Annotated in this window: 7 protein-coding genes; 4 read left to right on the top strand and 3 right to left on the bottom strand. The window is 46.8% G+C overall.

Annotated elements, in window-relative coordinates; genetic code table 11:
* Positions 1-216 precede the first annotated feature (216 nt).
* The 3 genes from CDZ87_RS00425 to glgB all read left to right on the top strand — a co-directional run bounded on the left by CDZ87_RS00425 (position 217) and on the right by glgB (position 7,312).
* The gene (locus CDZ87_RS00425; protein ID WP_100751671.1) at positions 217-2,670 is read left to right on the top strand and encodes a glycogen/starch/alpha-glucan phosphorylase; all 2,454 of its coding nucleotides are present in this window, start codon (positions 217-219) and stop codon (positions 2,668-2,670) included.
* A gap of 103 nt (positions 2,671-2,773) precedes the next feature.
* Positions 2,774-4,954, top strand: coding sequence for a 4-alpha-glucanotransferase (gene malQ, locus CDZ87_RS00420; RefSeq protein ID WP_100751670.1), 2,181 nt, complete (start codon positions 2,774-2,776; stop codon positions 4,952-4,954).
* A 180-nt stretch (positions 4,955-5,134) separates the two neighbouring features.
* Positions 5,135-7,312, top strand: coding sequence for a 1,4-alpha-glucan branching protein GlgB (gene glgB / locus CDZ87_RS00415; RefSeq protein ID WP_100751669.1), 2,178 nt, complete (start codon positions 5,135-5,137; stop codon positions 7,310-7,312).
* 99 nt (positions 7,313-7,411) lie between these two features.
* Here glgB and arfB read toward each other — a convergent pair whose 3' ends face one another.
* Positions 7,412-7,825 (bottom strand): alternative ribosome rescue aminoacyl-tRNA hydrolase ArfB, encoded by a 414-nt coding sequence (gene arfB / locus CDZ87_RS00410; protein WP_100751668.1) that lies wholly within the window; start codon positions 7,823-7,825, stop codon positions 7,412-7,414.
* A gap of 86 nt (positions 7,826-7,911) precedes the next feature.
* The gene (locus CDZ87_RS00405; RefSeq protein WP_100751667.1) at positions 7,912-9,207 is read right to left on the bottom strand and encodes an alpha/beta fold hydrolase; all 1,296 of its coding nucleotides are present in this window, start codon (positions 9,205-9,207) and stop codon (positions 7,912-7,914) included.
* A gap of 288 nt (positions 9,208-9,495) precedes the next feature.
* Between CDZ87_RS00405 and CDZ87_RS00400 the strand changes: the two genes are divergently transcribed.
* Positions 9,496-9,924: a pirin family protein gene (locus CDZ87_RS00400; RefSeq protein ID WP_100751666.1), complete on the top strand. Its 429-nt coding sequence runs from the start codon at positions 9,496-9,498 to the stop codon at positions 9,922-9,924.
* A 119-nt stretch (positions 9,925-10,043) separates the two neighbouring features.
* Here the strand turns inward: CDZ87_RS00400 and CDZ87_RS00395 are convergent, their stop codons facing one another.
* On the bottom strand, positions 10,044-11,897 hold the full coding sequence (locus tag CDZ87_RS00395; RefSeq protein WP_100751665.1) for an ABC transporter ATP-binding protein: 1,854 nt from the start codon (positions 11,895-11,897) through the stop codon (positions 10,044-10,046).
* Positions 11,898-12,103 lie beyond the last annotated feature (206 nt).

Here is a 12,103-nt window from a genome sequence, read left to right as displayed (position 1 = left end):
AGCTAGGCTAAATTCGTTGATGGTGTGATCTTAATCACCCGAGCTCAGACGTTGGTGATTTTTATTGAGAGTTAGATCACTGAGCCTAGGGTAATACACCCTCTACGCCCTATATCCTCCTCCTAAATCGGGCAGTTGGTGGGAGGATGTTTTGTTGATCTTGTCCATGCACGATATGGCATAGATGGATTAAAACTAATAAGTGAGATTTCTCGAATGAAACCTACGCAACAGAAAAATTTCGATAAGGCTGCATTTCAATCTGATGTAAAAATGCACCTTTCTGCAACTTACGCAAAGACGATAGAAACAGCAACCACGCGTGAATGGTACCTTGCTATGGGCAAAGCTCTAGCAGAAATCACCACTCTGGATCTACTTAAAACTGAGCAAGACCCTAGAATTCAAAAAGCGAAGAGCGTTAACTATCTTTCGCTTGAGTTTTTGATTGGTCGCTTAACCGGTAACAACTTAATCAGCTTAGGTCTGTATGAGCAAATCACTGACGCCATGGCTGAGCTAGGCCAAAACCTTACCGACTTGCTTGAAGAAGAGCGTGACCCATCATTGGGTAACGGTGGTTTGGGTCGTCTTGCTGCATGTTTTATGGATTCATGTGCTGCGCAAGAATTCCCGACTGTGGGTTACGGACTACACTACGAGTACGGTCTGTTCAAGCAGTCATTTAAAGATGGCCGTCAGCAAGAAGCTCCAGACGCGTGGCGCGGTGTTGAAGGTTACCCGTGGGAAATTGCTCGCCCTGAGCTTGCGCAAGAAATTGGCTTTTATGGCAATGTTGAAGTGGCGTACGAAAATGGTCGTGAAGTGCGTAAATGGGTACCGGGCATGACAGTGAAAGCGATGCCTTGGGATCTACCAATCGTGGGTTATGAGTCAGAAACCGTCTATCCACTTCGCTTATGGGAATGTCAGGCGATTGCTCCTTTCTCTCTTGCAAGCTTTAACAACGGTGACTACTTTGAAGCCCAGCACTCATTGATTGATGCCGGTAACATTACCAAAGTTCTTTACCCTAACGATAACCACGAGAAAGGCAAGACGCTACGTCTGATGCAGCAGTACTTCCACTCAGCAGCATCGGTACGTGATATTCTTCGTCGTCACGAAGCCGCTGGTTTTGCCCTTGCGGATCTGCCTAAGCAAGAGACAATTCAGCTTAACGATACTCACCCAACAATCGCGATTCCTGAATTGATGCGTATCCTGATTGATGAGAAAGGTTTATCGTGGGAAAAAGCGTGGGAAATCAGCTCACAAACGTTTGCTTACACTAACCATACGTTACTACCTGAAGCGCTAGAAACATGGCCAGAGTCGTTGATCCAGCGTCTATTGCCTCGTCATATGGAAATTATTTTTGAAATCAACCACCGCTTCCTGCAGCAAGTCCGTGCTATGTGGCCTGGTGATGGTGAAAAGCAAGCTAAGCTATCGATCATTCAAGAAGGTTTCAACCGCATGGTGCGTATGGCTAACCTCTCTGTGATTGGGTCTTATGCGGTCAATGGTGTTGCGGCGCTTCACTCTGCGTTGGTCAAAAAAGATCTCTTCCCTGAGTTTCACGAAATGTACCCAACGCGTTTGCATAACGTCACCAACGGTATTACCCCTCGTCGCTGGTTAAAGTTCTGTAACCCAGGTCTTTCGAACCTGATCACGGATAAGATTGGTCCTGAATGGCCAGCCAAACTAGAGATGCTAGAAGGTATCGCCAAATACGCTAATGATGAGCAGTTCCAACAAGCGTTTATGGCGGTTAAAAAAGCCAACAAACAGCGTCTGGCGGATTGGGTGAAAACCAATATGGATATCGACCTTGATACCAACGCCATCTTTGATGTTCAGATTAAACGCCTGCACGAGTACAAACGTCAGCACTTGGATCTTCTGCACATCTTGTCTTTGTATCATCGTATCCTCAATGAACCAGGTTTTGAGTGTACGCCTCGCGTGGCTATCTTTGCTGCGAAAGCCGCACCAGGTTATCACCTAGCCAAAGAGATCATTTTTGCGGTCAACAAAGTGGCGGAGAAGATCAACAACGATCCACGAATCGGCAATTTGCTGAAAGTCGTCTTCATTCCTGATTACCGTGTGAGCATGGCAGAAATCATTATCCCGGCGGCAGACGTTTCACAACAAATCTCGCTAGCGGGTAAAGAAGCGTCAGGAACCGGTAACATGAAGATGGCTCTTAACGGTGCATTGACTATCGGTACGATGGATGGGGCAAACGTTGAGATCCGTGAAGAAGTCGGTGATGACAATATTTACATCTTTGGCCTAGAAGTCGACGAAGTCGTCGCGTTGCAAGCGTCAGGCTACAACCCTTATGACTACTACCATGCCGATCCGCTGCTGAAAGCGTCACTGGATCTATTGCTTGGTGAAGAGTTCACGCCAGGTCAACCGGGCTTGCTACGAGCGACTTACGATAGCTTGCTTGACGGCGGTGACCCGTACCTATGTTTGGCGGATTTTGCCTCTTATGTGCAAGCACACGAAGCTATGGGCAAACAATACCAAGATCAAGCGGGTTGGGCGGAAAAAGCGATACTCAATACCGCTTTGGTGGGCAAATTTACCTCTGACCGCTCAATTCGAGATTACGTCAACAACATCTGGAAACTCGAAGCGGTGAAACGCTAATTAGAGACCATAAACAGCCAAGGCATCGTGCCTTGGCTGTGAACATTTTATCAACTTAATAACCCTACATTTTGAAGGTACGAGCAGTCCTTCGGAGAGAGCGATGAAACAACACAACGCATTAAAACAAGTCGCTGAAATGGCGAGAATTGCCGACAGCTACGTGAGCGCGTGGGGAGATGAAGCGAAAGTTTCAGACGAGACTATTCGCCACCTACTTACGTCGTTAGGCTACGATACAACCAATGATGAAACTCTTCTAAAATCGGCAGAGAAAAAACACAAGAAAGCGGTGTTGGATCCTGTGCTTGTGGTTCGAGATGGTGAGCTCGTTGAAGTCACCCTTAACCTAGGTGTAAGCGCTCGTGAGAGTGAGTTTAGCTGGCGTCTAGACACCGAGCAGGGAGAGGTACTTGAAGGCTATCTTCAATCGCAAATCGTGCGTGACGAGCGTCGCGAGGGTGGCCCTTTAGTGTTTGCATTACCGAGTGATATCGCTTGGGGTTATCATAAGCTGACCGTGATGCGCAAGCGTCGTAAAGCGCCGTATGAGATGACGCTCATCGTGACGCCTCAAGCATGTTACAAACAAGAGGCGATGGAGCTCCGCAAAAAAATGTGGGGGCCTAGTGTTCAGCTCTACACATTGCGCACTCAACATAACTGGGGCATTGGTGACTTTGGTGATCTGAAACAGCTAGTGGCCGATATTGCATCGCGAGGGGGCGATTTTGTTGGCCTTAACCCGATTCACTCATTGTTCCCAGCCAATCCTGAGGGCGCAAGCCCGTATAGCCCATCTTCGCGCCGTTGGTTAAACATTCTTTATATTGATGTGAGTTCGGTGCCTGAATTTGCGTTGAGCATCGAAGCGCAGCAAAAAGTCGGTAGTGCTGAATTCCAACAGCGTTTACAAAAAGCGCGCGAATCACACTGGGTTAATTACACCGAAGTGGCCGAGCTTAAATTAAGTGTGCTACCGCTATTGTTTAGTGAGTTTAAAAAACGTCATCTTGATAACAATACTGAACGTGCTGAACTGTTCTTGGCGTTCGTCGAACAAGGCGGTGAGAGCCTAGTTCATCAAGCGGCATTTGATGCTTTGCATACTAAGCTACATGCTGACGATGCCAACGTGTGGGGCTGGCCTGTCTTCCCTGAAGAGTATCGCCAATTTGAGAGTAGCGCGGTGCAAACGTTTATTACTCAACACCAAGATCAAGTACATCTTTACATGTATTTGCAGTGGATCGCCGATATTCAGATTAAAGAAGCTCAAGCACTGGCTGAAGAGAAAGGCATGTCAGTCGGTCTGTATCGTGACCTAGCCGTTGGTGTGGCCGACTCGGGGAGCGAAACTTGGGCTGATGAAGGTAATCTGGTGATGGATTGCAGCATTGGCGCGCCACCTGATGTCCTTGGCCCGCTGGGGCAAAACTGGGGTCTTCCGCCACTTAACCCACAAGTGTTACAAGCGACCAGTTACGATGCGTACATCAAGTTGCTACGAGCAAATATGAAGCACTGTGGGGCATTGCGTATTGATCATGTACTTGGTTTATTGCGTTTATGGTGGATTCCCAAGGGTGAGAACGCAACCCAAGGCGCTTACATTTATTACCCTGTAGAAGATATGTTGGCGATTTTGGCGCTCGAATCACATCGCCACCAGTGCAGTGTGATTGGTGAAGATTTAGGCACAGTACCGGATGAGATTGTTGATATTCTGCGTGATGCAGGCGTTCACTCCTATAAGGTTTTCTTTTTTGAAACATCAGAGGGTGACGGCGGTTATATCTCTCCTGCCCATTACGCAGAGCAATCTATGTCGGCGTTGTGTACGCACGATATGCCAACCTTACGCGGTTTTTGGCACTGCGATGACCTGAAGATGGGCGAAGAATTAGGTTTATATCCAGACCCAGAGCAGCTAGAGGGTCTATTTGCTGATCGTCTGGCTGCGAAGCAGGGTATCCTAGATTCAGTGGCGTGGCATGGTTATTTACCAGAAGGCGTTGGCCGTGATGCCCAATTCGTTCCCATGGACGCGTATTTAGCCGAAGCGCTTCAACTGCATGTGGCGGCGGGGTCATCGGCTTTGCTCAGTGTTCAGCTTGAAGATTGGCTAGAAATGGATAAGCCCGTCAACATACCAGGTACGGTTGATGAGTATCCTAACTGGCGCCGTAAATTATCCATGAACCTTGATGAAATTTTTGCTCATGAAGGGGTGAATCGCATCGCGCATAAACTGACGGAAGTTCGAAATAAAGGCGCGAAATAGTGGCTCAAGGTACCACCTACATAGAAAACTTGAGGATAGGTCACTCTATGTAAAGCAGGAATTCGGTAAACTTAAAAAATGCTAATTAAGCCCGCTATTTAGCGGGTTTTTGGCTTTTTTGACATCGAAACTATTTGATAGAGAGTTCGATAAGAGAGTTCGGTTAGGGAGAGATAAGACTTGAAAATAACAACGTTAGATAAGACAACAAAAATTTATAACCAACTTTCACATGCAACATGTTCTGATCCTTTTTCATTTATTGGTCCTTTTATCGACCCCAAGCAAGGCGCACTTCGAGTATGGATGCCAGGTGCAGATAAAGTTGAGTTGGTGATTGATGAAGAGCGTATAGAGTTAGATCGTGAAGAGGCATCGGGATTTATTCTCAAGCAGCCGCGTGACTTGCACTTGACTCACTACTTGCTCGCGGTAGATTGGAATGGCACAGAACAACTCATTGATGATCCATACCAATACCACAATATCTACGCAGAATACGATGAACTACATACTCCGAAAGAGATGTACAAACATATGGGTGCGCAGTTCGTCACCATAGAGCGCGATGGTAAGCAGGTCTCAGGGATCCGCTTTCTCGTTTACGCGCCTCATGCTTGTGCGTGTAGTTTGGTCGGCGAATTTAATCAGTGGGATGGTCGTCGTACACCAATGCAGCGTCTAGACTATGGTATTTGGGGCGTCTTTATCCCTAACTTACCCGAAGGGACGCAATACAAATTTGAACTCAAAGGACCTAATGGGGAAGGTTTGCCACATAAAGCCGATCCATGGGGCGCATTTGCAGAGCAATATCCATCGTTTGCTTCGATCACCTACGATCACAGCCGCTATCAGTGGCAAGATACACAGTGGCAACAACGCCCGATCACTGAAAAACGTAAGCAGGCGCTGTCGTTTTACGAACTTCATCCGGGCTCTTGGCGTCGCGATAATAACGGTGATTTTCTCAATTATCGACAGCTTGCCGATCAATTGATTCCTTACCTCATCGATATGGGGTATACCCACGTTGAGCTAATGCCAGTGTCGGAACACCCATTCTATGGTTCATGGGGTTATCAACCGGTTGGGCTGTTTGCGCCAACGAGCCGTTATGGCTCACCGGATGACTTCAAATACTTCGTCGATCAATGTCACCAAGCAGGTCTTGGCGTTGTGCTAGATTGGGTTCCAGCGCATTTTCCATCTGATGACCACGGCTTGGCTAACTTTGATGGCACACCACTGTTCCATGACCCAGATCCACGTCGCGGTTGGCACCAAGATTGGAGCTCATACATTTATGATCTAGGCCGTGAACATGTACGTCGCTTCCTTGTTTCGAATGCGCTGTATTGGTTTGAGCAATTCCATATCGATGGGATCCGCGTTGATGCGGTGGCCTCGATGCTCTATCTCGATTACTCTCGAAGCCATGATCAGTGGATCCCGAATGTGGATGGCGGCAACGAGAATCATGATGCCATTGCGACCCTGAAGTGGATGAATGAGGAAGTATACAAATACTTCCCGAATGCGATGACGATTGCCGAAGAATCGACAGCATTCCCAGGCGTTTCTGCACCTACTTTTATGGGAGGCTTAGGTTTTGGTTTCAAATGGAATATGGGCTGGATGCATGACTCGCTTGCTTACATCAAAGAAGATCCTGTTCATCGTAAATACCATCACGATACCATTACTTTCCCGTTAATTTACGCACATAGCGAGAACTATGTGTTGTCGTTATCCCATGATGAAGTGGTGTATGGCAAAGGTTCAATCCACAATAAAATGCCAGGGGATGAGTGGCAGCAAACGGCTAACTTGCGCGCTTATTTAGGTTATATGTACGCGCAACCTGGCAAAAAACTCAACTTTATGGGTACAGAGTTCGGCCAAACTGGCGAATGGGATCATGATGATCAGCTGCAATGGTTCTTGCTCGATTTTGAGCGTCACCAAGGTGTTCAGGCATTAACTCGCGATCTCAACAAACTCTACTGTAGTGAAAAAGCGCTGCACGAATTGGATAGTGAGCCGCGTGGTTTTGAATGGCGTTTGCAAGATGCGGCCGATGCATCGATATTGGCGCATGAACGATTGAGTGATCGTGGTGAACGTATTTTGGTGATCAGTAACTTTACTCCTGTCCCTCACGAGGCATTTCGTTTAGGCGTTCCGCTGCAAGGTACTTATCAGTTATTGCTCAACAGCGATGACAGTAAGTATTTTGGTAGCGGTTATGAGGTGATGACTTCGATCACTACGGACGCGATACAAAGTGAAGGCTTAGCGCAGTCCCTCACGTTGCGCATTCCACCGTTAGCAACGCTGTTTTACAAGTTAAGCTAATCGTTCATAGGCGTGGTAAAGCCACGATGGGCTTTTAAACACCCGTTACCCTAACTAAAGACGATAACCCATAGTTATCGTTTTTTTGGGTCAATGGCATTATTGTTTTATGCGCTTACGTAATGATTTAGTTTGTGATTTTATCCCTTTGCTTTTCAATCTTCGCTCTTTCGATGCTCGCGTGGGTTTAGTTTCTCGACGTTTTTTTTGTACTACCATGGCTGAACGAATTAAGTCAGCTAAACGATGGAGTGCATCCTCTTTATTTTGTTCTTGAGTACGATATTGCTGCGCTTTAATCGTAATGATGCCTTGTTTTGAAATACGCGAGTCACTGAGTGCAAGCAGACGTTCTTTATACAGTGAAGGCAGTGAGGAGTGGTTAATATCAAACTGCAGGTGGATGGCCGACGACACTTTATTGACATTTTGGCCTCCTGCACCTTGAGCGCGAATCGCGGTCAATTGGATTTCCCACGCTTGCAGGGTGACGTTGTTTGATATCTTGAGCATCGGCATCTTTTGAACCGTTAAAGAGTGGTATTGTAACGGGTTCGCTAACGAAAATCCTAACAGGGGCCTCTTGAGGGCCAAAATAGTTAAATCAAAGTCGCCGCTGTTTGTTCACCCATTGCGATTAAAGTGTCGAGGATTTTCTCGCCATCTACGCGTAAACCATTGTGTTCATATTCGTTCGTTATCCACGCTTTGGCGTTTGGCATGATTGCCAGAGTTTCGCGGCTAATATCCATCTCAACAAACATATCATCGGCGTACACAGCGCAGCTTAGTGGAACTGTGTTATTGGCGAGAACGTGTTGATCGTAAAGTGCTGGCCAGTCAGATTTTTCGGCTAAAATTTGTGCCGCTGGCTGGAGTGGCTGCAAGTTTTTGTATTGGTCGAACATCCAAGGGAATACCATCTCACCCGTAAAGTAGAAAGGTTGGCCTTTTTGATAGTTAAACTCGTTGTGGCTTTGGCGTACACGCTGAGCACTCCAGTTGGAGGCAAATCCCTGGCAGTATATCGATTCGTGCAAAATGGCATAAATAGGGTTGGTCTGAAATCCTTGCTCCATCAGCATGCTATTAAGAAATTCGTAACACAGTTGAGGTTGACCAGCCACTTCTATTAACGCGTTCTCAAGGGCGTAGTAGATTGGCAAGAAGGAGTCAGCGACACCAAAGTTAATGCCGATTTGTTGGAATTGCTCAACCGTAAAACGCTGACCATTTGGTAGAAATTCTTGATGGTCAATAAGGTGATCGGCAATTTGCTGACACAGTTGTTGCGCTTTAGGAAACTGCTGAAAGAAAGCTGTGTTCTTGTCGATGGTGCGTTTAAACGTGGCTTGATACACATCGTCTGGGTGGCGAGAAATAGAAGGTACGCCACCTGTGATGTAGCTGCGTGACAGGCTTTCGGGAAACAGGGATAAATAAGTCAGTGAGCAAAACCCACCAAAGCTTTGACCGAGGATAGCCCACTGCTCAATAGCAAATTGCTGGCGGATAAACTCGGCGTCACGCACGATACTATCGGCGCGAAAGTGAGTTAAGTAGTCCGCTTGCTGCTGCGCTGATAAGTGTGCCAAGGTTTGGTGGTTGATCACTGAACTGTTGCCCGTGCCACGTTGATCAAGCAATAGCACGCGATACTGCTGCAGAGCGCGTTTGATCCAGCCGTTATGGCCGTTTTGTCGTGGCGAAGGGAAACCTGGTCCGCCTTGAAAATAGACCAACCAAGGTTTAGCGCTTTCCCCATCGCTGGTTAAACTCAGTGCACGAGCAAAAATGGAAAGGGTCCCTTTACTTGAGTCGGCATAATCGAGAGGAACATCAAAGTAGTACGGTGTATAAGTGACACCCGCGTCGGTAAATGGTTGAGCGTGCATAGTGATTGTCTGTTGATATGGTATAAGTGGCACTATCTTAGCTTGTTGCCGAATCGAGACCAATCGCTGAGTCACGTTCTACCTGATAGAAGGGGCGGTGACATAACAAACGGTGATCTTGATCGTCTTTGAGTGGTGAACCGTTGATGAATATGAATGTGATGAACATCAGCGTTTTGATTTTACCACAACTTATTCGAAAAATTTGAATGAGAGGCTCTAATCTGCCCGCTCTTCTTTTTAGCCTGTTGACATAGAATCAATCCATCGAGTGTAGGAGGACAGGCTATGAGCGTGTTACGACGTGTCAATCAAATCATCCAAGCCCATGCGACATCCGATGGTGATGGCGTAAAGATTAAACGGGTAGCCGGTTTTAATAATCACCAGTTCTCTCCCTTTTTGATGGTGGATGAGCTCAAGTCTGATCAGCGAGCGGATTATGTTGGCGGCTTTCCTCCGCATCCTCATCGTGGTATCGAAACGTTGACTTATATGCTGAAAGGGCACTTTGAACATCGTGATCATATGGGCAATGTTGGCGAACTCAGAGCCGGTGGTGCTCAGTGGATGGCGGCAGGACGCGGCGCACTTATTTTTTCAGGTCAACCGATTGATGAACCCGTCGTGCATTACGGACCATTCGTGATGAACAGTATCAAAGAGATAGAAGAGACAATTCGAGATTACAACATGGGTGTGTTTGAAACCTATTAACCCGTTTTATTTGAGGTTGGCTTTTCAACCTCTCGTACACAAAAGCTAACTATTATCCACTGCCAGTTGTTTTTGTTTTGCCGCACTTTAAAAAGTGCGGCTTTTTTATGTGCCGAGAGCTAGTTAACTTGTTCTCCCTGCGGTTGCTCGCCAATAAACCCCCCGGTTTGGTGCTGCCAAAGTTGAGCATAGATGCCACCTTGTTGCACGAGATCTTGGTGAGTGCCTTGCTCAACGATGTCTCCTTTATCGAGCACGATGAGTCTATCCATCGCTGCGATAGTCGATAGGCGGTGTGCAATCGCAATCACGGTTTTTCCGTGCATTAATTCATTGAGGCTTTCTTGAATCGCGGCTTCTACTTCAGAATCGAGCGCAGAGGTTGCTTCATCGAGAATCAACAAGGGCGCATCTTTGAGCAGGACTCGCGAGATCGCAATACGCTGACGTTGCCCGCCTGAGAGTTTAACACCGCGCTCACCGACTTGCGCATCGTAGCCAATGCCACCAAACGGATCGCTTAAGGTTTCAATAAACTCATGCGCGTGCGCTTGTTTGGTTGCGCGCAGTAGATCTTCCTCTGAGGCGTCTGGGTTGCCGTAAAGAATGTTGTCACGAATCGAGCGGTGGAGCAATGAGGTATCTTGAGTCACCATGCCGATGTTACTGCGCAGTGAGTCTTGAGTGACGTCAGAGATAACTTGACCATCAATCTTGATTTTGCCGCTTTCAACATCGTGAAAACGCAGCAACAGATTGACCAAGGTAGACTTACCTGCGCCAGAGCGCCCGACTAAGCCGACCTTTTCTCCCGGTTTAATAGTAAGATTTAACTTGTTGATAACCCCTTTGCTCGCATCACCATAATGGAAGCTAACATCTTCAAATTCGATGCTACCTTGGTGAACAACTAATGGTTTCGCATTGGGTTTATCTTCAATATCAACCGGTTTAGACAGTGTTTTCATGCCATCAACCACGGTGCCCATGTTTTCAAACAGCGCACCGACTTCCCACATGATCCACATCGACATGCCGTTGATACGTAGTGCAAGGGCAATCGCAATCGCAATCGAACCGATGCTGATGGAATTGTCCATCCACAAGTAGATAGAGAGGGCACCAATAGAGAACACTAAAATGTAGTTAGTGATTTCAACGGCAACATCAAACCCAGTCACTAAGCGCATTTGACGATAAACGGTGTCTAGAAAACCACTCATGCCTTCTTCAGCGTACTCGGTTTCGCGCTTGCTGTGAGAAAACAGCTTAACGGTGGCGATATTGGTGTAGCTGTCAACAATACGCCCGGTCATGGTTGAACGCGCGTCGGCTTGCTCTGAGGCCACGCTTTTCAACTTAGGCACAAAGTAAACTTGAATACAGACGTAACAAATTAGCCATACCATCATAGGGATCATCAAGCGCCAATCGGCCTGGGCTAGCAGGACTACCATAGAGGTGAAATAGACGCTAACGTAAACAAATACGTCCATGGTTTTCATCACGGTCTCACGCACGGCCAGTGAGGTTTGCATCACTTTTGTCGCAACACGGCCAGCAAAGTCATCTTGGTAGAAATTCAAGCTCTGTTTGAGCAAGTAGCGGTGTGCTAACCAACGAATCGACATTGGATAGTTACCGAGCAAGGTTTGATGAACCAGCAATGAGTAACAGATGGCCAAAATTGGCATCACGACCAGTAATAGCACCCCATAGAAAATCAAGTCACGATGATTTTCTTGCCAAAAGGTCTCTGGGTTACTGTTAGACAACCAGTCGACTAAGTTACCCATCGCCCCAAATAAAGAGACTTCGACCACGGCGACAATCGTCGCCATAATCGACATGATTAACAGTGGGATTTCGAAACCACGGGTATAGTAACGACAAAATGCAAAAATACCCGATGGCGGTTGGCCAGGGTCTTGCTCGGGGAAAGGCTGAGTAAAACCTTCAAACTTGTTAAACATATGTTTTTCCTAAACACGCAATGAGAATAGAGCGCCAGACAGGCGCATGCGTTCGTCCTTAATAGGAAGGGCTGCGATATGGTAACCCTTCGGCTTGGCAAATGTAACCAGTTTATTATTCCCTGCTATGCATAATATCCATTTTATTTGATTGCTAAAGTTACCAATCAGTTAAATTAACTACCCCTGATTGACTGAACAGTAAT

Source organism: Vibrio salilacus, from assembly GCF_002811245.1.
Taxonomy (GTDB): domain Bacteria; phylum Pseudomonadota; class Gammaproteobacteria; order Enterobacterales; family Vibrionaceae; genus Vibrio; species Vibrio salilacus.
This window is presented reverse-complemented; position numbering and strand designations above follow the sequence as displayed.

Coding starts and splice junctions, on each gene's coding strand:
- CDZ87_RS00395 (WP_100751665.1), bottom strand. CDS start 11,897: ATGTTTAACAAGTTTGAAGGTTTTACTCAGCCTTTCCCCGAGCAAGAC.
- arfB (WP_100751668.1), bottom strand. CDS start 7,825: ATGCTCAAGATATCAAACAACGTCACCCTGCAAGCGTGGGAAATCCAA.
- CDZ87_RS00405 (WP_100751667.1), bottom strand. CDS start 9,207: ATGCACGCTCAACCATTTACCGACGCGGGTGTCACTTATACACCGTAC.
- CDZ87_RS00425 (WP_100751671.1), top strand. CDS start 217: ATGAAACCTACGCAACAGAAAAATTTCGATAAGGCTGCATTTCAATCT.
- malQ (WP_100751670.1), top strand. CDS start 2,774: ATGAAACAACACAACGCATTAAAACAAGTCGCTGAAATGGCGAGAATT.
- CDZ87_RS00400 (WP_100751666.1), top strand. CDS start 9,496: ATGAGCGTGTTACGACGTGTCAATCAAATCATCCAAGCCCATGCGACA.